The 20,787-nt window shown below is 62.3% G+C and carries 16 protein-coding genes; all 16 read right to left on the bottom strand.

Annotation, left to right across the window (positions count from 1 at the left end):
• Positions 1-26: 26 nt before the first annotated feature.
• Complete coding sequence (gene tssM / locus ACP6KB_RS20770; protein WP_442109151.1) at positions 27-2,519, bottom strand: type VI secretion system membrane subunit TssM; 2,493 nt, start codon at positions 2,517-2,519, stop codon at positions 27-29.
• Entirely contained in the window at positions 2,516-3,424 is a 909-nt protein-coding gene (tagF, locus tag ACP6KB_RS20765; protein ID WP_442109150.1) for a type VI secretion system-associated protein TagF, read from the bottom strand. The genes tssM and tagF overlap by 4 nt, the downstream gene beginning before the upstream one ends.
• Positions 3,421-7,230, bottom strand: coding sequence for a type VI secretion protein IcmF/TssM N-terminal domain-containing protein (locus ACP6KB_RS20760; RefSeq protein ID WP_442109149.1), 3,810 nt, complete (start codon positions 7,228-7,230; stop codon positions 3,421-3,423). The genes tagF and ACP6KB_RS20760 overlap by 4 nt, the downstream gene beginning before the upstream one ends.
• A 30-nt stretch (positions 7,231-7,260) precedes the next feature.
• The gene (gene icmH / locus ACP6KB_RS20755) at positions 7,261-7,977 is read right to left on the bottom strand and encodes a type IVB secretion system protein IcmH/DotU (RefSeq protein ID WP_442109148.1); all 717 of its coding nucleotides are present in this window, start codon (positions 7,975-7,977) and stop codon (positions 7,261-7,263) included.
• On the bottom strand, positions 7,974-9,317 hold the full coding sequence (gene tssK / locus ACP6KB_RS20750; RefSeq protein ID WP_442109147.1) for a type VI secretion system baseplate subunit TssK: 1,344 nt from the start codon (positions 9,315-9,317) through the stop codon (positions 7,974-7,976). The genes icmH and tssK overlap by 4 nt, the downstream gene beginning before the upstream one ends.
• Positions 9,314-10,033 (bottom strand): type VI secretion system lipoprotein TssJ, encoded by a 720-nt coding sequence (gene tssJ, locus ACP6KB_RS20745; RefSeq protein WP_442109146.1) that lies wholly within the window; start codon positions 10,031-10,033, stop codon positions 9,314-9,316. Before tssJ ends, tssK begins: the two co-directional genes overlap by 4 nt.
• A gap of 24 nt (positions 10,034-10,057) precedes the next feature.
• Positions 10,058-12,655, bottom strand: coding sequence for a type VI secretion system ATPase TssH (tssH, locus tag ACP6KB_RS20740; RefSeq protein ID WP_442109145.1), 2,598 nt, complete (start codon positions 12,653-12,655; stop codon positions 10,058-10,060).
• Positions 12,652-13,722 carry a type VI secretion system baseplate subunit TssG gene (tssG, locus tag ACP6KB_RS20735; protein WP_442109144.1) on the bottom strand — a complete coding sequence of 357 codons (1,071 nt, stop codon included), beginning with the start codon at positions 13,720-13,722 and terminating at the stop codon, positions 12,652-12,654. Before tssG ends, tssH begins: the two co-directional genes overlap by 4 nt.
• A complete protein-coding gene (tssF, locus tag ACP6KB_RS20730) occupies positions 13,686-15,506 on the bottom strand; it encodes a type VI secretion system baseplate subunit TssF (RefSeq protein WP_442109143.1) in 1,821 nt (606 codons plus the stop codon). Before tssF ends, tssG begins: the two co-directional genes overlap by 37 nt.
• Positions 15,506-15,988: a type VI secretion system baseplate subunit TssE gene (gene tssE, locus ACP6KB_RS20725; protein ID WP_442109142.1), complete on the bottom strand. Its 483-nt coding sequence runs from the start codon at positions 15,986-15,988 to the stop codon at positions 15,506-15,508. The genes tssF and tssE overlap by 1 nt, the downstream gene beginning before the upstream one ends.
• Positions 15,989-16,014: 26 nt before the next feature.
• Positions 16,015-17,517: a type VI secretion system contractile sheath large subunit gene (gene tssC / locus ACP6KB_RS20720; protein ID WP_442109141.1), complete on the bottom strand. Its 1,503-nt coding sequence runs from the start codon at positions 17,515-17,517 to the stop codon at positions 16,015-16,017.
• A gap of 14 nt (positions 17,518-17,531) precedes the next feature.
• Entirely contained in the window at positions 17,532-18,068 is a 537-nt protein-coding gene (gene tssB / locus ACP6KB_RS20715) for a type VI secretion system contractile sheath small subunit (RefSeq protein ID WP_442109140.1), read from the bottom strand.
• A gap of 64 nt (positions 18,069-18,132) precedes the next feature.
• Positions 18,133-18,882, bottom strand: a complete 750-nt coding sequence (locus ACP6KB_RS20710; RefSeq protein WP_442109139.1) for a hypothetical protein — start codon at positions 18,880-18,882, stop codon at positions 18,133-18,135.
• Between the two features lie 486 nt (positions 18,883-19,368).
• Positions 19,369-19,929: a DUF6966 domain-containing protein gene (locus tag ACP6KB_RS20705; protein ID WP_442109138.1), complete on the bottom strand. Its 561-nt coding sequence runs from the start codon at positions 19,927-19,929 to the stop codon at positions 19,369-19,371.
• 104 nt (positions 19,930-20,033) lie between these two features.
• Entirely contained in the window at positions 20,034-20,351 is a 318-nt protein-coding gene (locus tag ACP6KB_RS20700; RefSeq protein WP_442109137.1) for a hypothetical protein, read from the bottom strand.
• Positions 20,352-20,435: 84 nt separating this feature from the next.
• Positions 20,436-20,744 (bottom strand): hypothetical protein, encoded by a 309-nt coding sequence (locus ACP6KB_RS20695; protein ID WP_442109136.1) that lies wholly within the window; start codon positions 20,742-20,744, stop codon positions 20,436-20,438.
• Positions 20,745-20,787: the final 43 nt, after the last annotated feature.

Genomic DNA, 20,787 nt, shown 5'->3' with positions numbered 1-20,787 from the left:
GGGCGACCGGTTCTTGCGACGCGGCCTCAGTTGAGTCCGCGCACTTCGATTTCCACCCGGCGATTGGGCTCCAGGCACTTGATCAGTTGTGTTCGTGGTTGTTGCAGATCGCAATTGACCAGCGGCTTGCGGCTGCCCTCACCCTGGGCGACGACCAGTTCGGCAGGTACACCCTTGCCGACCAGGTAAGTGCGGATGGTTTGTGCGCGTTGCTTGGAAACCTGCAGGTTGCCTTGCTTGTCGCCGAGTTGGTCGGCATGCCCCGAGATGATGATCTTGCCGATATTGGGGGTGTTCAGCAGTTTGCTGGCGATCGCACTCAGTTGGTTCTGGCCTTCATTGCGCAGGCTCTGGAAGTCGGCCCGGCCAAACGCGAACAGGGTGTCGGACTCCAGCGTGATGGTCTCGATCGAGCGCAGCGACTGGGCCTGCAGGCTGTTGATGTAGTTGCGCGTACTGGACATCAGGAAGGCGTTGTCGAGGATGCGCGGCACGTCCGGCTCGCGGATCTGGTCGCTGTAGAAGGTGATCTGGCGGCTGGCGTACAGGTAGTCCTGGTTACCGCTGGCATCGCTTGCGTCTGCCATGCTCTGGCCTGTGTGACGGGCGATGGCCGGGTACCAGTAATCGGGCAGGTGCGCCTTGAGGAACGCCGGATCAGCCTTTTCGCGTTGCGCAGGCGCGAGCATCACGTAGGTGTCCAGGGTCGCTTTGCCGAAGTCGGCAATCGTCTGCGCGCGGTTGTCGTGTGGCAAAGCCTCGGCCTCGACGCTGTCGATGCCGCTCACCGCTTGCAACTGCGTGGTATTGCGCTGGTAAACCTTGAGCGTGGTCAGCAGGTACAGGGTGCGGGTGAGGTTGTCGGCCGTGGGCTTGAGCATCACGTTCTGCAGGGTAGCGAAGTAGCGGGCACGCAGCAGCGGCTCCACCGAATAGCCCTGGTACAAGCCCAGGCGCATGCGCAGCGGCACACCCTGCTGGTGGTGCTGCTGGTAATAGTGCTCGCTCCAGAAACGCAGGCGATCGAGGCTGTGCCAGGCGGTGTACTGGCCGCTGGCGTTTTTGTCTTCTGTCTTGGCCAGGGCCAGTTCGCTGGCAAGGCTGGCCAGGGTGCTGCGGTTATTGAAGTACGACCAGCCCCACAGGCTGCACAGCACCAGGCCTGCCAGGCTGGCGGCGGCAACCCAGGTGGCCTTGCGCCGCCGTTGGCGTTGATTGCTGGTGTACAGCGCCACCAGATGCTGGTCGGGAATGATCACCTTGCGAAACAGGCTGTTGATGAACATCGGTGCTGCGTGGCTGGCATTGCTTGCCGCCCCTTGGCCGTGCTCAAGGGCAAAGCGCTCGGCGACGTGCTGGCCATGGCTGCCCCATTGGGCCTCGTCGGCCTCTAGCGCGGCGGTAAAGTAGAAGCCGCGCAGCAGTTCGGCATTTTGGTAAGGGTTGGCACGCAGCAAGCTGTCGACGAACTGCTGCAGGCGCGGCTTGAGCGCGGCCAGCTCCAGCGGGAAGCGATAGGCGGCGTGGTTCTCTCGGGTGATCAGGATGTCCTGCTGCACCAGTTGCTGGTTCGCCACCTGCTGCCAGTAGCTGCTCAGCTCGTCCATGGCCTTGCCGAAGCGCTGGCCCCAGTCGGCCTGCTCATAGCCCTTGTGCGAGAAAGTCTTGCCCATGACTTCGCCGCGGGCGGTGTCGTCCAGTTGGCGATAGAACGGCGTGAAGCCGGGGATCAGGTCGCACTTGGTGAACACCAGGTAAATCGGCAGGCGCACTTCAAGCAGCGCGCAGCTTTCCTGGATGCGCTCGCGCAGGCGTTTGGCCACACGCTCCCGATCCTCGGCCGAGCCCTGCAGGATGTCGGCGATGCTGACGCTGACGATCAGGCCGTTGAGTGGCCGACGCTGACGGTGCTGGCGCAGCAGCTGCAGAAAACCCCGCCACTTGCCGGCTTCTTCCGGGCTGTTCATGTAGCGCCCGGCGGTGTCCAGCAGCACGGCTTCGGCGCTGAAGAACCAGTCACAGTTGCGCGTGCCGCCCAGGCCTGCGACCCGCGCGCCTTCGCGTTCGGCGTAGGGAAAGTTGAGGCCCGACTGCAGGATCATGGTGCTCTTGCCCGCCGCAGGCTGGCCGATCACCAGGTACCAGGGCAAGGCATACAGGGCGTCTTTGGCCGCCGTTGCGCGCGGTTTGTTGCTGTGCAGACGCTCGATACTTTGCAGCAGACGCTCGCGCAACAGGCTGACTTCTTCGCGGTCAGCCGGTGAGGCGTTGAGCACGGCCTGGTCGGCGTCGTCGCGCAGCAGTCCTTCGAGGTTGTGATGCTGGCCGACGCCGCGGTACAGCAGCAGTACATAGCCCGCCGACAGCAGCAGGAACACGCCGATACCGGCCAGCAGGCTGTGCAACGAGGCGAAACCCAAGGCATGGCCGATAGCCCAGACCACGAAGATTGCCAGGAAGAAGGCCACCCCCAGCAGGTAGGGTTGGTAGCGCAGACAGTAGTACTTGATCTTGTTCATACAGGCGTCGCATCCAGCGCATCGACGAACTGGTCGATGACGTGTTCAAGAGGTCGGTCGTAATCGTGTAAGCGGGCTGCCGATGGCATCGGGCTGAGCAGTTGCAGATGCTGACGGGGCTCGGCGCTGCCACTGAGCAGGCGATAGGCACTGCTGGTGTGACGCGACGGGAAGCAGAACAGCCGCGGGTGCATGAAATCGTCGGCCAGCAGGCTTACCGCCGGTATGTCGTGGCGCCCGCTCATGCGCGTCAGCCAGGTCAGCCAGAGGTCGGCGGTGGGGTTCTTCAGGCCGCGCTCAGCAGGCAGTGGCAGCTCGATGCCACCGTCGAAATCGCCGTGCAGCGATGCCCATGTTGCTTGCAGGTGCGCCAGCGCCGTGGCGTTGTCAAAACTCGGCCAGGAGCCGTGCAGCGCCCGGGCAATGTCGTTGAAACTGAAGTCATGGAGGAACTTGGCATGCACGCGGCGGAACAGGTCCAGGTCCTGAGCCTGTAGTGGGCGCAGCGCCTTGATGCGCTCGAACAAGGTGGCAGGCTCGCAGCCTTGCACCGCCTGGTGCAGCAATGGCTTGATTTGCGCGCTGAACAGCTCGCCCAGGGTGAACGGGTTGAGCAGCGCTTCACCTTCCTGGCCCTTGAGCAGTTGGAAGATGAAAAACGGGTAGCGCCGCGCGCTGGCATCGCACGAGCTGAGCATGCCGCCCAGCAGCCAGTTGCCACTGCGCGCGCGGTAGCTGAAGAAGCACATCGGCAGCGGGTCGAACAACGCCTGCCAGTCATCGCAGTGGCGCATGGCCGCCAGCGAAGACTGCAGCCAGGCGTCGAACTCGCAGACTTCTTCCGCCGCGCCATGCAGGCTGACGAAATCCGCGCTCGACGGGAGCTTGCCGAAGCAGCCGATCATTGCACGCCCCGGCCGCTGTCGTTGAGGGCGCTCAGCGCCTTGACGTCACCCAGGTCGGTCAGTTTGACCCCACCGAAGTTACGCACCACCAGGCTCACCCGACCGTTGGCAGTGTTCCAGCTGAAGCGTTGCTGGATGCCGTCGAGGTCTTCGACCCGGGCGCTTTCGTTCATGCGCAGCAGGCCCCAGCGTCCGGGGAAGTCGAACACGGTAATGCGTGCGCCGCTCAGGGTGATCACGTCCAGGCGTGCGCCCGGTGCGTTGCTGGTGCCAGGCCAGGCGAACCGGCTCCAGCTGCTGCGGCCGTTGCGGTAATGCTGCTCCTGACCGTCGAGGGTGAAGACGATGTCGGTGAAGTTGGCCGACGGATCGAGCATGATCTCGAAGCCGTTGTCGCGATCAGACAAGCTGGCGATCACCTGGCCCACCGAGCTGGCCTTGTCGATGCTTCTGAGCATGCCCGGATTGACCAGCGCCGCTGCCTTGCCATCGCCCAGGCCCAGGCCTTCGCCGCCGGAGAGGTTGCCGATTTCATTGCGTTTGAAGGTGGGCAACAAGCCACTGTCGGGATCGACGAAGCGTTGCAGGTCTTTGACCGACGCTTCGTTGCGGCTGCCGTTGGCGATGGGGTAGCGGTGCGCCATGACCTGCTCCCACGGCTTGGCAATCTGCTGTGCCCAGGCCTTGGCAATCTGTTGGCCGGCCGGGTCGCGCAAGGTTTCCCAGGCGTACTGAATAGGCAGGCTGAACAGCGCCTGCAGCGAGCGCGACAAACCGTCCTGGCTGGTGTCGACGCTGGTTTCCACGTAGTTGCGCACGGTGGTCACTTCGCTCGGCTGGCCCTCCAGGGTTTCGCTGATCAACTGCTTGCTGCTTTTGCCCACGTCTTGCGAGCGCTGGATGTTGTTCATGCGCACTTTGAGCTTGCGCAGTGCCGCCAGGTAGCGGTCCATGATGGTGCTGTCAGCACCTTCGGCGTTGTGTGCGGCGAACACCCGCGACACCGGTTCGAAGCGCTTGGCCAGGCTACCGTCGTCGATTGCCGGCAACACCGGGGCGACGGTAGTGGCCAGGGTGTCCTTGTCGTCGAACAGGCCGCTGACCTTGCTCCAGAAACCATCCACGCGGACGGCGCCGGGGCTTGGGATTTCCCGCTTGATCGGCAGGTCCCACTGGGTGTTGTCGTTGACCGCGGCCAGCAGGTTTTTCACCGGCGAGTTTTGCACGTCGCTGAGCAGCCCTAGTTGCTGGGTGGCCGAGGCCAGGTCAGCGAAGTGGCGTACGCCAACGTTGCTGATCATCTTGTACCAGGCCTGGGTGTAATCGCGCTTGTAGCGGGTCATGAACTCGCGCACGAAATTGGCCTTCTGCACGATGGCGTCACCGCCTTCGCCGTCCAGCACCCAGTCGGATTCGTTGCGCAGGTTGCCCGACACCAGCTTGATCAACTCGGGTTTGACGAAGGTTTCCCAGCCCTGGCGGGTGTAGATCGCCGGTACGCCAGCGGAGCCGTGCAGCAGCGCGCGACCAGGCTGCGCAACCAGGTCGTTGAGGCTTAGTGCCGGAAACTGGCGGCTGGCTTCGAGTTGCAGGCGCAGGTATTCGCGGTCGACCAGCGAGCTGGAGAGCATGAACGACTTGAGGTTCTGCCGGGTTTCGCTGATCAGCTGTTCGTTGCGTGGCAGCGATGGGGCCTGGCCCTGTTCAAGCAGTTGCACATACAGCGGGGCATTTTCTTCGATTACCCCGGCGTCGGCCGAGGTGCCTTCGTTGGCGGCACTGGCCCAGGCCTGGGGCAGGCTGGCGGCGACGAAGGCCGGATCGGGGTGCGCCTGGGGTTCGGTCAGCATCAGGTACAGCTTGAGGGTGTTGTAGGCATCGATGATCGACGCCACTTGCTGCTCGTCCAGACGCCCGAGCATTTCTTCGGAGAGCGACAGGCCACCGGTGGTAGCCGACAGATCAGCGGCATCGTTAGCCGTCGCCAGATTGACCTTGGCGGCATAGCCAGCGATGCGGGTCGTGCCCAGTGCTGCCTGCGCGCTGGCGGCGACTGTTGGCGCCAACGGCTTGCCGTTACGGCGTTTTGGCGCGGGTGCCGGAGTGAACTCCAGCGCCTGGTTGATACCGCTGGCGAAGGTGTTGAAGGACCGCATCTGCACCTGCAGGTTACGCGAGATCGGTTCCAGCGCCTGGCTGCGCAGTTGTTCCAGGTAGGCACTGCGGGTGACCTGGTGGATCGCTTCACCCTGGTACAGGCCAGCCCCCAGCTGCAGGGGCACGCCTTGCAGGCGATGTGCCTCGACGCTGGCCATCTGCTGGCGCAGCACTTGCAATCCTTTACCGGCGGCCAGCAGTTGCTCGCGGTCGTCGGCCTGCTCCAGGTGTGTCAGTTGCCCGCGCAGGCTGTCCAGCCATTGCCGGTTGTTGACGAACGACAGCGCCTGCCAGGCGATGAACAACACACCAGCGCCGGCGGCCAGGCCCAGCAGCAGCGGGCTGAACGCGCCCTGGCGGTTCTGGCGTGACTGGTACAGGGTCAGGTCGCGGTCGGGGAAGATCACCCGGCGGAAAGTGTCGGTGATGAAGTAACTACGGTTGCCTTGGGGTTTGCCAGTGGTCTGGCTGCCGTCATCGTCGGCGGCCTGCAGGGCGAAGTCCTCGGCGATGGCGTCTTCGTAGACCTGGCCCAGGTGCTGGTGGGTCTGCACTGCGCTGGTGAAGTACAGGCCGCGCAGCAGGAGCGGGGCGCTGGCGCGGTGGGCGCGGGTGAAATGCTCGAGGAATTGTTCGAGCACGCCGCTCAGCGCGGCAAAGTACTGTGGGAAGTTCACCAGGGTGCTGTCGGCCTCGGCACCGAGGGCGATCATTTGCGCGTCGACGTGTTGGCCGATATGGCTCTGCAGGTTTTTCAGGCGGGTTTCGAGCACGGCATGCAAGCCGTTGTTGCGAATCTCGGCCAGGCCGAAGGTCATGCCCAGCGGCTGCTGGCGATCATGCAGATCGAGACCTTCGAACGCCTGGTTGAAGCCCGGCAGCTGGTCGGTTTTGCTCAACATCAGGTAGATCGGCGGGTTGGCGCCCAGGCACTCGGTGTACTCCTCCACCCGCGCCACCAGCTGCGCGGCCAGGGCATTGCGCTCATCGCTGTTGGCGGCCAGCAGCTCGGGCAGGCTGACCACCAGCACCAGGCCGTTGATCGCGGCCTTGCCACGCTGTTTGCGCAGCATGCGCAAGAACGCCGAGAACTCACTGGCCGACTGGTCGTCACGCAGGTAGCGGCCGGCGGTGTCGATCATCACCGCGTCGGGGCTGAAGTACCAGTCGCAGTGCTGCGTGCCGCTTTCGCTGTCGTTGGCCGTGGCGATGCTGGCCGACAGGCCCGAGTGGGTCAGCAGTGAGGTTTTGCCCGCAGCCGACATACCCATGACCAGGTACCACGGCAGGTCAGACAGCGCCGCCTTGCCACCGCCACCGGTGGAGCGGTCGGTGCGCAGCATGGTAATGGCATGCTTGAGGCGCTCGCGCAGCACCTGTTGGTCACGGAATTCACCGGTGGCATTCCACGAGCGGTCGACCTCGATCTGCAGCAGGTTTTCCAGGTTGTGTTCGGCGCGGATACGCTGGTACTGGCGCAACACGATCAGCAACAAGAAGCAGGCGCTGATGATCGCCATGGCCTCCGCTACATGGTTGTGCAACCACGGCAGCAGTGGCGCCAGCAGCCAGCACATCAACAGGCTCGCCAGCCACAACAGTGGCAGGAGAATCCAGAAACTCTTCAACAGACGCAGTAGTGTTTTCATGTCTTCCTGACTCGGCTACCTGAGGTGTGCTCAGGCACTGAACAGCTGGCGGATTTGTTCGGAGAGGGCAGCGACGTCCTTGTCGAGCAGCCAGTCGAGCGTCAGGTACACCGCGACGCAGACCAGCGCGATCAACGCCAGGTACACCCACAACGGCACCTCGTGGCGCAGCATCTGTGACACCTGGTCGGGCAGCGCCCAGTCGGGTGCCAGGGTTTTTGGTGGCTTGCGATAGCGGGCGATATCCTGGCCCAGGGTGTTGGCCAGGTAGCGCAGTTGGTCTTTCTGGCCGAGGCTGAACTTGCCCTCAAAGCCCAGGGCCAGGCACAGGTGGTAGACCTCAAGCACGTCGATGTTGCCTTTGACGTCGGCCCGCAGCGCGTCGACCTTCTCGAAGAAGCCTTCACCGGCCAGGTGCACACCGAAGTAGCGGAACTGCAGCGGTTGCAATTCGAAGTGCCGACGCAGTTCGTTGTCGCCCGAACGCAGCACGCTTTCGTCGAGGAATGCACACAGGGCGTACTGGGTGTCTTTGACCTGTTCGACGCTATAGTTGGCCGCGCGGGCTTCGTGTTCGAGGTTGGTGAAGAAGCGCTCGACGCTACCCTCGAAGGCCGGCACCGAGGTGACCTGACGCCCGCGGCGGACAATCAGCGCCATGCTGATGAAATCCTGGGCCAGCGCTTTGAGGGTCGGCTTGTCGTGGGCGGCCGAATCGGCGCCCTGCTGCAGTACGGCTTCGGTCATTTGAGCACCGCCATCAGTTCGAGCTTGAGGTTGGTAAAGGCGCTGGGCGCATAGAAGCAGATGCTCTGGGCGCTCATCATTCGCTCATAGACATGGCCGTGCGGCTCGATGGCGAAGTACTGGTTGTCCAGGCGCACCGGAATCGCGTTAGGCAGGCGAGCCGCATGGTTGAGGGTGACACCGGGCATGGCGCTGTTGACCACCACCTCGATGTCTTCCGGCGAACCGACCTTGAACGCTCTCGGCACCAGTTCCAGCAGGCTGGCACCGGGCATGTCGGCGTGCACCGAAATATAGAAATCGGCCTCGGCCAGGCGTGGATCGCGCAGTTGGCCTTGCCAGTAGGACGGCTTGGTCTGGTTGAGGTCGATGACGATGCACTGGTTGGGCACAACGTTGTCGAGCATCACTCGGATCATCTCGTCGAGCTTGACCAGCGATGCTGCCGGGTCGTGGTGGTCGTACTCGGGGAGGTCACTGAGCTGGCTGTCGAGGGTGAAGGTCAGCAGGCCACCGGCAAGGTCGGCAAGGAACAGGTACAGGCGTTCCGGATGCAGGCGCGGGTGAGTCAGCAGGTGAGCCAGTTGCGGGTGGGCGCGGTTGACGGTATTGAGCAGCCAGAACAGGGTGACGTCGCTGGAGCCGAATTCGGCGATCTGGTCGGCACGTTCACGGCGGCGCCCCGACAGGGCTTTGCTCTTGGCCTGCAGGGCACCGAGCAGGCGCTTGCCAATACCGGCCAGGGTCTCGTGGCTGCCCAGGTGCAGGGTAGGGTGAACAAAGTGCGGGTCGAGGTTGAAACCGCCCATGCTGTTGCGCGTTAACTTGGCCAGCGGGCAGTGGCTATAGCCATCGAGGCTGTCGCCATCGACCAGCAACACCACGTTCAGGCGCAGGCTGGTGATTTCGTTTTCCAGCTCGCCTTCGTTGAGGTCGGGCAGGGTGTCGAACTGCTTGCGAAAGCGCCGCGAGGCCTTGTGCTCCTGACCGTCCTCGACGTAGTTGAGGCCAAACGGCTCGGGCAACTTGAGTGCGGCGTAGACCTTCAGATCGTTAGCCTTGAGCAGGTCTTTGAGGTCGCGAGCGGCCGGCAGCGGGTCGTGCTGCGGTGCGTCGTACAGGCTGCCGTCGGGGAACACCAGCTTCAGGCGCTTGAGCTGCAGCGAGCCGTTGGCCAGGGCATCTTCGTCCACCTGCAAGGTTTGCACGCCCCAGTGGAACGGGGTGCTGCGCAGGCTTGCCTCGGCCAGCTGATGCTGGTGGAACTCATCCTGATACTGGAAGTGCTGGGGCAGCAGGAACATGCCTTCTGACCACATCACCCGGCTCTGCTTGCTCATTTGACGCTATCCACTAAAGAGTTGAAGGTTGAATCCATGGCGTTGCGCGCTGACTGGCCGGCGGCGTCGCTGGCCTTGTCGATGACGGCGTCTTGCGCTTTGTCGGCAAGGCTCGGCGCCACAGCCTTTGGCTGGGCGATGGCAAGCTGTTCGGCGGTGGCGGGTTTGTTCAGCACATCCATGCCGCGCATGGCGGTGATCGTGGTGTCGTCCACCAGCACCCGCAGGCCGTCGGACGAGAACCAGATACCGTCCTTGCGCAGCGAGTTGGCGTCGAAGGCGACCTTCCAGCGGGCATCCTGATCATTACGGAAGAACGCAGCGACGCCGACGTAACGGGTGCTTTTGGCCAGCGGCCACTGGTCGATCTGGCCCATGCCCGGCAGCAAGGTGATCTCACGGGCTTCGACCAGGGTGTTGCCCAAGGCTTTTTCCGGTGCATCCCAGAGGGTGTCTGCGTCGGCCGAGGCGAAGCGTTCGAGGTCGGTCATCTGGTAAACGCGCATGACCACCGACAACGGCTTGCCCTCGACATCAGGGTTGAGCTGGTTACCGCCATCGGCGGTCAGAATCACTTTCTCGCTGTCGGCCAGCATGTCGGCCGCCCAGCTGTCTTCCATGCGTTTGCCGATACGGTCGGTGACGCCGCAGCCGGCAAGCGTCAGCAGCAGGGCGGCGGCGATCAGGCGCTTGAGGACGGTCGGGTTGTGGTGCATGACGGTTAAACCTCCGGGTACTCGTCAGGCCAGGCGATAGGCGAAATCGCCATCGCTGCCCAGCTCAATCACAAGGCGTTCGATTGGCGTGTCCTGGGCCATGCGTTCGAGCACATGCTGGGCGAGTTCGGGCATCAGGGTCTGCGACAGGATGTTGTCGATGTTGCGCGCCCCGCTGTCGACTTCGGTGCAGCGTTCGGCGATGGCCTTGACCAGCGCCTCGTCGTAACTGAGTACGGCCTGATGGTTGCGGGCAAAGCGCTTGGCGATGCGTTCGAGCTTGAGGGCGACGATGCGTTCCAGCACCTGGTCTTGCACCGGGTAGAACGGCACGATGCTCAGGCGACCGAGGAACGCCGGTTTGAACACTTGGTTCAGTTCACTGCGCAAACCGTCAACGATGGCTTCAGGGGTGGGCAACGGGTTGGCAAACAGGCAGGTCTGCATGATCCGTTCGGTGCCGGTGTTGGAGGTAAGGATGATCACCGTGTTGCGGAAGTTGATCTCACGGCCTTCGCCGTCGTCCAGCACGCCCTTGTCGAACACCTGGAAAAACAGTTCGAGCACGTCGGGGTGGGCTTTTTCCACCTCGTCGAGCAACACCACGCTGTATGGCTTACGCCGTACCGCTTCGGTCAGCACGCCGCCTTCACCGTAACCGACGTAGCCGGGTGGCGAGCCTTTTAGGCTCGACACGGTGTGGGCCTCCTGGTACTCGGACATGTTGATGGTGATCAGGTTGCGCTCGCCGCCGTACAAGGTGTCGGCCAGGGCCAGGGCAGTTTCGGTCTTGCCTACGCCGCTGGGGCCGAGCAGCAGGAACACGCCGATAGGCTTGTTCGGGTCTTCCATGCGCGCGCGGGAAATCTTGATGCGCTTGCCGATCTCGTGCAGGGCGTGGTCCTGCCCCAGCACGCGTTCGCCGAGCAGGGCTGGCAGGCGCTGCACGGTGTCGATTTCATCACGCAGCATCTTGCCCAGCGGGATGCCAGTCCAGCCGCTGATCACCTGGGCGATGGCGCCGGTATCGACCAGCGCGTGGACCAACGGCTGGTCGCCTTGCACCCGGCTCAACTCGGCGCGCAGGGCGTTGAGCTGCTGGGCATCGGCGTCGTTGGCGGCGTCCAGGGCCTTGAGCTGCTCGACCAGCGCCAGCTCCTGTTGCCACTGTTCGTTCAGCTGTTGTTCGTGTTGCTGTTCAACTTTTAGTGCGGCCTGCAGTTCGCCCAGGCGGCGGGCATGGTCGTGACCTTTGCCGGCTTCGTGGTCGAGCACGGCGATTTCGGCCTGCAGGTTGTCGATCTGCCGGCGGCAGTCTTCCAGCGCACCGGGCTGCGACGACTGCGCCAGGGCAATGCGCGCACAGGCGGTGTCGAGCACGCTGACCGCCTTGTCGGGCAGTTGGCGACCGGTGATGTAACGGTTGGACAGGCGCACGGCTTGTACCAGCGCTTCGTCCATCACCGCCACCTTGTGGTGCTCGCGCATCTTGCCGAGCAGGCCGCGCAACATGTGGATGGCTTTGTCTTCGTCTGGCTCTTCAACCTTGACCACCTGGAAGCGGCGGGCGAGGGCGGCGTCTTTTTCAAAGTACTTTTTATATTCAGCCCAGGTGGTGGCGGCGATGGTCCGCAGCTCACCACGGGCCAAGGCCGGCTTGAGCAGGTTGGCGGCGTCGTTCTGCCCGGCCTGGCCACCGGAGCCGATCAAGGTGTGGGCTTCGTCAATGAACAGGATGATCGGGTGCACGCTGCGTTTGACCTCTTCGATCACCGCCTTCAGACGATTTTCGAACTCGCCTTTGACCCCGGCGCCGGCCTGCAGCAAGCCGAGGTCCAGGGTGTGCAGGGCCACCGTCTTGAGTACGGCCGGTACGTCGCCCTGGGCGATGCGCAGGGCTAGGCCTTCGACCACGGCCGTTTTGCCGACCCCAGCCTCGCCGGTGAGAATCGGATTGTTCTGGCGCCGACGGGTGAGGATGTCGACCATCTGCCGCACTTCGAACTCACGCCCCAGCACAGGGTCGATTCGGCCTTCCCGGGCGCTCTGGGTGAGGTTGATGGTGTACTGGTCCAGGGCCGGGGTTTTGCCTCCGGCCTTGGTGTTAGCGGTTACCGGCGCTGCGGGGCTGCCCAGGGGGCTGGCGAGCCTGGATTCGGCGCTGCCTTCCACCAGGGCGGTGAGGTTCAGGCGCAGGTCGTCGACATTGATTTTCTCCAGCTCCGGCGCCGAGGCAATCACCACGCGGCGCAGCTCGGCGTCGTCGAGCAAGGCCTGCAGCAAATGGGCGCTGCGCACCTGGCCGACGCCGTATTCGATCGAGGCCAGTACCCAGGCGTGCTCGATCAGGCGGGTGATGTGCGGCGACAGTGCCGGGGTGCGGCTGTTGCCTTTCTTGAAGGTGCCCAGGGCGGTCACCAGTTGTGCCTGCAGGCGCTCGGCGACCACCTCGTAATGGCGCAGAATCTGCGGCAAGTCGCTGTCGCTGGAGTCGAGCAGTTGCAGCAGCAGGTGCTCCACTTCGACATCGTAGTGGTGTTCCGACAGGCACAGGGCCGCCGCGCTTTCAGTGGCCGTGCGGCTGGTTTCGTTGAGCTTGGCGAACAGAGACTTCAGGTTCACAAGGCGACCCCATCGTAAGGAATGTGGAAGACGGCGCAACGCGAAGGTTCTACGTCACGCTCAGGGCGTTTGAGCCAGCCCAGCCAGCCCAGGGCAACGTTGCCGCTACGGCCCAGCTGGGCGCGTGGAACGGCCTCGCGCTTGAGGCGGGGGGCAATTTCGAAGTCCAGCTCTGCACCTATATAGAAGCGCACCAGCTCGACCAGCTTGCGAAAGTCCTCGGTACCGGGTTGCACGCGCTGGTAATCGGCCAGGCTCAACGGGCCCAGCTCGATACGGATGCACGATTGGTAATCCCACACGCGCTTACCGGCTACGGCACTGTGGCCCAGTTGCGCGTTCTTGCGGCCGAGCTGGGTGCACTGTTCAGGCTGCAGGTTCAGCCAGCGTCCGGCGAACTGTTTGACCTTGACGGGCAGCGAGAAGTAGAAGCCCAGCATCACTTCGAGATTGAGCGCGTTGCGTGGCTTCTGGCTGAGCAGCCCGGCGAAGTAGCTGAACAGTTCGCGGCGCAGCGCCGACGGCTGCTGCTCGAACTTCAACTGTTGCGCGCGCGGGCCCAGGCCGACCAGGTTGAGCAGGTAGCCATCAAAGCCCGAAGCACCGTTGCGCTCGTGCTCGATATGAAATTTGTACTTCTGCCAGGCCTCGTAGAACAGCGTGGTCATGCGGTGCGAGAAAATGTCGAGAAACGCATGGGCGGCATCGTCGCGGTACTGCACGTGGCGTTCGAGCAACAACTCGGTGTACGGCCGTGGCAGCACGCCCGACGGCCCGACCAGGCCCATGAAGGTGACCTGGATTTCTGAAAGCGGTAGCCCGGCCGGCGACACTTTGCCTTCACGTTCGAAGTGCAGGTCACTGACCTCACTGGCCGGAAACGCCAGCGACAGTTGGCTGCGAAAGCGCAGTGGATCTTCGTGCGGCCGGGTGGCCAGATCCATTCGCCCGGTGCGGCTGTAATGTAGGCGGAGCAGGCGCACCAATTGAAAGAATTCGAATCGGTGCGGCTCGGCTCGGGCCTGATCGATCAGACCAGGGGCTGATCGCCAGTGCGTGCTGGCCATTGGACGACTCTCTTTTCTCGTTGTTGGGTGCGCAAGGTCAGTTGGGTGAAGCTGTTCATCGAGCAGTACTGGCCGAAGAAGTGGTCCAGCACCATGGCAAACAGGAACACGCCACTACCGGTGAATTGACTCTCGTCCAGGGTCAGGGTGATGCCCACGCCACGGACGAAGTTCGGTCGCGGGTGGCCGATGCGTGCCACCACCGGTTCGCTGCTGATCGCCTTGATGCCGTTGATCTGCTTACGGATGGCTGCGACGTTGCGGTAGTTGTACAGCGACAGCAGTTCGAGCAGCACTTCGCGACCCTGGCTGACCAACGACAGGTGGTTGAGCGACAGGTGCGCGATCAGCCGCCAGATCAGGCCCTTGCCCAGCGGCACGCGTACCGTGGCGGTAGGCTTGCGCAGGCAGCGGATGTCCTTGATCACCGAATTGGCCGGAATGTTGAAGTCGCCACGCTCGCCACCGAACGGCAGCATCAGCGGCACATCGCGGTTGCTGCAGGTGAGGTTGATGCTCAGGGTGTCGCTGTTGCCGTCGATCAGTTCCAGGTCGCGGTCAACCACACGGATACTCATGGCGGTGGCATCGCCCTGGTTGCGGCGGCGGGCGATCCAGAAGCTGGTGTGCGGATCTTGTTCGCCACGCGGCTCGAAGAACGGCTGACAGGTGCCGACCTGGTCGATACCACCGAGCTTGCGCACCCGCCGCACGCGGTCGATCGACACCACTTCGGCGGCATTGTGCAGGCGGATGTCCGGGGTAACCGGGTATTCGTGCTGAGTGTGGGTGAGCTTGATCGGCTCGGCCTGCTGGCGGAACAGATTGATGATCGGTGTGCAGTTGAGCTTGAAGTTGTTACGCCCGATGTTCTGGGTCAGCCGCGCCAGGCGCTCGCTGAGGTCGTAGTCGGAAAAGTAGAAATTGATCTCGACGTGCTCGATGGCCTTGCCCTGCAGAATGCGGGCAAAACCGCTGAGGTCGAAGAACATGAATTTGTCGGGGAAGGTGAAGTATTCATGCAGCAGCCGATAGCCCAGGAACGAACGCTCGGCGTAGTCCACCAGGCCTTCGTCGCGGCCATAGCCGACGGCACTGAGGGCATTGGCTGGCAGGGCAATTTCACGGTTGCGGCCTTGGTCCTGGAAACTCAAGGTGGCCTTGGCCAGGTTGTTGAACAGCAGCTCGTACAGCTGCAGCATCAGCGTGGCTTCGCCATCGAGGAAGAAGCGCAGGCGCTCCAGCGCCAGTTGGCCGAACAGGGCATCGCCCGTCGCTTCCAGGCGAATGCGCAGGCGCGCCACCAGATCGGCGCTGTGGCCGTTGAACGCCGAGCGTTCCATTTCAGTGAACGACGCCTGTTGCACGGCGATCGGCCAGAGCTCCACCGGATAGCAGGTGCGGAACTTGCAGACCACGCCCTCGACCGCATTGGCGTGCATTTCGGTATGACGGGCTACGTGGTAGGCCTCGGTGACCTTTTCATGCTTGCCCAGGCTCAGCTCGGCGATCGACATCGACGGGGTAGGGCGCAGGTAGTGCGGGTACAGCACCTCAAGGAACGACTCGACAATTTCCGGAAACTCGTCATCGAGCTTTTTGTGCACCCGTGCAGACAGGAACGAGAACGCCTCGATCAGGCGCTCGGTGTGCGGGTCTTCGCAGTTGTCGCCTTCGATCAGCAGCCGCGAAGCAATCTTCGGGTACTGCGTAGCAAACTCCTGGCCGAGGAAGCGCAGGTGCGACAGTTCCTTTTCGTAGTAGGGCAGCAGTTCGTCGAGCATCAGTTGAGGTTCTGCACTTTGTATTCCTGGGTGTTGACCTGCAGCACGGCGTCGAATGACACCTGGCGGCTGATGTCTTGCAGACGCAACACGGCGTCCACGCGAAAGGTCAACATGCGGTGGCCGTTCTGCTGGGCCAACAGCTGTACGCGAACCCGGCGAAAACGTCGGTCGCCGGTGCTGATCGCGCGCTCCAGCTGTTGCTGAATGATCCGGCGATCTTGCGGGTCGAGCACGCTGCGGCTGATGAAGTCGGGCATGCCGTATTCAAGGATGGAACCACCGAGTTGGCTGAAGCCCTTGAGCTCCTCGGCGACCAGGGGCTGGCGGGTGTTCACCAGCACCTCCAGGTCGCGGACGATGCTCGCCTTGTACTCGGCCAGCGAACAGGTGCGCTGCACTGCCGGCTCGGCCGACTGGTGCGGACGGTCGTCCAGCAGTCGGTCGAGCAGTGAGGGCAGCAGGCGGGCCTGGTTACTCATGTGTCATCCCTGTACACACGGGGCGGTCAGCCGCGGGCGCCTTGCGGCAGTTCGGCGACCAGGCGCAGCGAGGCGGTCAGTTCGTCGAGCTGGTAGTGCGGGCGCAGGTACGTCACGGCCTTGTACACGCCTGGCTTGCCCGGTACCTCGAACACCTCGGCACGTGCTTCACGCAGCGGGAACTTGGCTTTGGCTTCCTGGCTGGCGGTGTCGTCGAGCAGCACATAGCTGGCCAGCCACTGGTTGAGGAAACGCTCCACATCCATGCGCGACGCAAAGCTGCCGATCTTGTCGCGCATGATCGCCTTCATGTAGTGGGCGATGCGCGAGGTGGCGAAGATGTACTGCAGTTGCGCCGACAGGCGTGCGTTGGCGTTGGCGATGTCGGTGTTGTACTGCTTCTGTTTTTGCGCCGACTGGGTGCCGAAGAACGCGGCGTAGTCGGTGCCCTTGCAGTGCACCAGCGGAATGAAGCCAAGGTCCGACAACTCTTTTTCACGGCGGTCGGTGATTGCGATTTCGGTCGGGCACTTGAGGGCGATTTCGCCGTCGTCGGTCTTGAAGGTGTGGGTAGGCAGGCCCTCGACCAGACCACCGCCTTCGACACCGCGAATCGCCACGCACCAGCCGTAGCGGGCGAAGGCATCGGTAACGCGGGTGCCGAGGGCGTAGGCGGCGTTCATCCACAGGTACTTACCGTGGTCGCGGCCGTCGACGCTTTCAACGAAGTTGAATTCTTCCACCGGGGTGGTATCCGGGCCATAGGGCAGGCGGCCGAGTACGTGCGGCAAGGTCAGGCCAACGTAGCGCGAGTCTTCCGAGGCGCGGAACGACTTCCACTTGGCGTATTCGACGGTGTCGAAGATCTTCGCCAGGTCGCGGGGGCCAGACATTTCGGTGAACGAGTCCCAGCCGAACAGCTCGGGCGAAGCAGCCGAAATGAACGGCGCGTGGGCCGCGGCGGCAACATGCGAGATCTCTTCGAGCAGGTACATGTCTTCGGGGCTGCGCTTGAACTCGTAGTCACCGATCAGCATGCCGAACGGTGCGCCACCGAAGGTGCCGTACTCTTCCTCGTAGACCTTCTTGAACAGCGCGCTCTGGTCGAATTCGCTGGCGGCCTTGAGGTCACGTACCAGGTCTTTCTTCGAGGCATTGAGCAGGTGGATTTTCAGCGTGGTGCTAGTTTCGGTCTGGTCGACCTGATACTTCAGGCCGCGCCAGGACGCTTCCAGCTGCTGGAACTCACGGGCGTGCATGATCTCGTTCATCTGCTCGGAGAGCATCGAATCGATCTCGGCGATGCGTGCGTCGAGCACGGCGATCAGGTCTTTGCTCGGGGTCATTTCACCCTCGAGTACCTGGCTCACCAGCTCACCAATCAGGTCACGGGTGCGGCTGCGTTCAGTCTCGGAACGGGCCACGCGGCTTTGCGAAATGATGCTGTCGAGCAGCGAGGGTTGCGGGGCGAAGTTTTCCACTTCGACCAGATCACCGGCCTCTTGCGGTGCGGTTTGTTTGTCGGTCATGTTCAGGCTCCTGCTCAGGCGCGATCGTCGCTGGACGGGTTCACTTCGGCTTCACGGCCGAATTCCTTGCCCAAGGTCTTGAGCTTTTCGGTGTTCTGCAGCACGTCCATCAGCAGCTCTTCGAGCTTGTCGTTGCCGCCCATCTTGTTGCGCAGGTCAGCCAGCTTGTTGCGCACCTCCAGCAGCTTGCGCAGCGGCTCAACCTGCTTGACCACGTTCTGAGGCTCGAAGTCTTCGAGGCTGTTGAAGTTCAGTTCAACGCCCAACTGGGTGCCGTTCTTGGCCAGGGTGTTGTCGACGCGGTAGGTCAGGCGGGGCTTGATGCCCTTGAGCACACCGTTGAAGTTGTCGCGGTCGATGAACACGAACTTGCGGTCTTTGAGCTTGGGCAGGGGTTCCAGCGGGTTGCCGGAGAAGTCGCCCAGCACGCCGACGACAAAGGGCAGTTCCTTTTTCTCGATGGCATCGCCGATGTCCACGTCGTAGGTGATATGGACCCGAGGTGCGCGAACGCGGTCGAGTTTGTGCTGGGTGCTTTCCTTCTTCGCCATCGTGTTCTCCAGTGCGAGCAATTCGCTGCGAATCATTGCGTGGCCCATTGCTGGGCGCTGCGCGTTACAGTCCTTCGATCGTCAGCAGCAGGCGCTGACGGATGTCGTCATTCATTTCCATGATGTTGTCGCGCCCCACCAGTTCTTCGAAGCTGGTGTTACCGGCAATCTGCGTGCTGCTGCGGATAACGGCGTCGTCAGGAAGTTGCGAGCGCACCGGCGAGCTGATGACACAGAAGGGCAGGTCGCCAAAGCCTTTGAGGCGCTCGAAGCTCAGCCCGTAGCGCAGGCCTTCGAACAGTCGGCCCAGGCCTGGCGACTTGCTCAGGCAGTAGAACAGCACCAGGTAGTGCACCACGAAGCGGTACAGCTCGGCGCTGCTGCGGTTGGGGTCTTTGATGACGTTGCGAAACTGCGCCAGGTCGAAGGCGTGAAAGCCCACCACCCAGCGCGTCGGGCTGGTAATGCGGATGACCTGGCCGCTCTGCTCGAGGACCTTGTCGTATTCCAGCGGGAACAATTCGGGGGTGGTGCTGATCAGGTTGAGCGGTACGTCCAGCGCGCTGACCAGCTGGAACGGTGCGGCCGAGCCGATGCGTTCGTAGAGTTCGATGAGCGACTGAAAATGGCCCTGGGTTTCGCGCCCGCTACTGCGTTGCGCGCCCTGCAGGTATTCGCCGAACAGCGTTTGAGGACGGATCAGCGGTGCCAGCGTGGCGAGATAATCTGCCGCCTGCGCCTTGAGCGCATCGGAGATTGCCCGCGTCTGGGTACGCAGTTTGATCAGTGCTTCGACGTCAAACGTCTGTGTCATTGGTACATCATCCATGAAGCGTGGTGTTCGTCCTGAAACGCCGCGGGCGCAAGCCTGAGGCACGGTACTGGCACATGAATATCGTGTTGCCAGTAATGCCGAATAGGGCAGCTCGTCCTGGAATTAGTTCCAGCGAGGGCGGCGATTTTTTCCCTGTTTTATGAACGGGCGCAATGGTGTCTCATTGACATCTCATGTCTGCGGAGGGTGCGAAAAATCTGGGGCAGGCCCTGTAAGGCGTGGGTCTTAGGCGGGAAAAACAGCCGAGAAAATAGCTGAGAAATTATTTAAGAAAATGTGAGGTGAGTCTCATTTTTTGTCGCATTGCAGGCCTCGGGCGGGGCTTGACAAATGGAGAATCAGTGATGGCATTGCGACGAAATACGTCGCGCCGAAGCCTCTGTAGGAGCGGGCTTGCCCCGCGATACGCTATGACTGACAGACCGCAATCGCGGGGCAAGCCCGCTCCTACAGGTATACCGCTGGCTAAACGAGCCTCGCGCCCCATTCATGCAGCCATCCCAATAGCTCATGCAGCTCATCGGTGGCTTGTCGCAACAGCACGCCGTCGCGATACAGCACCAGATCGCAGATCGACCCCATGCCGCCATACATCCCCAAGATGCTCCTGCGCACTTCATCACTCTCGTGCGACAACCGTGCGCGTTGATCCTCGATGCCACTGGCCCAACTGGGGCAATGCCCATCACGCAGCAATTGGGCAATCCGCCCCATGATCGTCGCGATTTCCACCACGCTGAAACCGCGCTCACCCGAAGTCCCTCGGTTGGCACCTGGCGGCATCAACAACGCATGATCCATCTGCCGGCGACGGCAGCGGATAACCATTGGCAGCGCCGCACAAGGCTCACGCATCCAGGCATGGAAATGTGCATCCTCGATGGCATAGTGCTCCTCGTAATCGACCATGCCGTTGCTGACGGGGATGGAAAGATAACGGCAGTTGGTGCTTGTCTCGCTGCCCAGGGAGAAGCGGAATTCAAGGCTGGTGAAGGTGTCGCTGAATGTCCTGGGGTGGGTTGTCATCGAGAGTGTCCTGAGTTTTGTACAGAGCCTAGTGGCGTGTTCAAGTCCATTCAGGTTCATGGCAGTACCCCAGCCCGCAACGTAAATTTCCCACCGGCAGCCCGTTACCACTCCGTTGGCCTTTCACCCATGCTTGCCTTCAATCGACGCAGGGTAGGAGACTCGCCGCCCGTCAACTCGATACGAAACTCCGCAAAAGCGTGTTCAAGCTCGGCGTGTTGCTGCAGCCCTTCTTCGGTGAACAGGTAGCGACCCGGAATGTCATGCCATTCCATGGGCGTCAGGATCATTTGCTGCTCCGCCAAGTCCAGCAGCGGTTCCAATTCGACACCCAACTGCCTGGCGGCTGGGATGTGCAGCTTGAGGTTGTCGAGGATGGCCCGCAGTGCCAGCGATTTGAGCTTCAAGCGATCAGTGTTCATGCAATTGCCTCTTGCCTATAGACGAGTTCAATTTCATGGCGTTACGAGGATAGACGCAGGTGACGCCTCTCACTCGTTGAGTGATCAGGGCCTATTCATTTTGGCTTGTAGCATCTGAAAGGCTCTTGAACTTCGGCCGTCGATGAGCTCCACATAAAATGAAGCGTATAGCTCCTCGAGGTCACGATATGAACCTAATGGGGTTTCAGTAAAGTAGCGATGGCCGGGGATATCCCGCGGCTCCATAGGCGCAGTAATTTCCTGTCTCAAAGCGCGATCAATCAAGCCATTCAGCTCACGTAGTAAGAGCGCTGCAGCAGGCTCTTGGAGCTGGTACCGCTCTAGCAGGTTGCGCAGATGGATAGCGGCATATTCAAGTGCATCCTGGTTCATGGCAGTACCCCAGCCCATAACGTAAATTTCCCACCCATACCCC

Source organism: Pseudomonas sp. NUPR-001 (assembly GCF_052147955.1).
Classification (GTDB): domain Bacteria; phylum Pseudomonadota; class Gammaproteobacteria; order Pseudomonadales; family Pseudomonadaceae; genus Aquipseudomonas.
This window is presented reverse-complemented; position numbering and strand designations above follow the sequence as displayed.

Coding starts and splice junctions, on each gene's coding strand:
- tssM (WP_442109151.1), bottom strand. CDS start 2,519: ATGAACAAGATCAAGTACTACTGTCTGCGCTACCAACCCTACCTGCTG.
- tagF (WP_442109150.1), bottom strand. CDS start 3,424: ATGATCGGCTGCTTCGGCAAGCTCCCGTCGAGCGCGGATTTCGTCAGC.
- ACP6KB_RS20760 (WP_442109149.1), bottom strand. CDS start 7,230: ATGAAAACACTACTGCGTCTGTTGAAGAGTTTCTGGATTCTCCTGCCA.
- icmH (WP_442109148.1), bottom strand. CDS start 7,977: ATGACCGAAGCCGTACTGCAGCAGGGCGCCGATTCGGCCGCCCACGAC.
- tssK (WP_442109147.1), bottom strand. CDS start 9,317: ATGAGCAAGCAGAGCCGGGTGATGTGGTCAGAAGGCATGTTCCTGCTG.
- tssJ (WP_442109146.1), bottom strand. CDS start 10,033: ATGCACCACAACCCGACCGTCCTCAAGCGCCTGATCGCCGCCGCCCTG.
- tssG (WP_442109144.1), bottom strand. CDS start 13,722: ATGGCCAGCACGCACTGGCGATCAGCCCCTGGTCTGATCGATCAGGCC.
- tssF (WP_442109143.1), bottom strand. CDS start 15,506: ATGCTCGACGAACTGCTGCCCTACTACGAAAAGGAACTGTCGCACCTG.
- tssE (WP_442109142.1), bottom strand. CDS start 15,988: ATGAGTAACCAGGCCCGCCTGCTGCCCTCACTGCTCGACCGACTGCTG.
- tssC (WP_442109141.1), bottom strand. CDS start 17,517: ATGACCGACAAACAAACCGCACCGCAAGAGGCCGGTGATCTGGTCGAA.
- tssB (WP_442109140.1), bottom strand. CDS start 18,068: ATGGCGAAGAAGGAAAGCACCCAGCACAAACTCGACCGCGTTCGCGCA.
- ACP6KB_RS20710 (WP_442109139.1), bottom strand. CDS start 18,882: ATGACACAGACGTTTGACGTCGAAGCACTGATCAAACTGCGTACCCAG.
- ACP6KB_RS20705 (WP_442109138.1), bottom strand. CDS start 19,929: ATGACAACCCACCCCAGGACATTCAGCGACACCTTCACCAGCCTTGAA.
- ACP6KB_RS20700 (WP_442109137.1), bottom strand. CDS start 20,351: ATGAACACTGATCGCTTGAAGCTCAAATCGCTGGCACTGCGGGCCATC.
- ACP6KB_RS20695 (WP_442109136.1), bottom strand. CDS start 20,744: ATGAACCAGGATGCACTTGAATATGCCGCTATCCATCTGCGCAACCTG.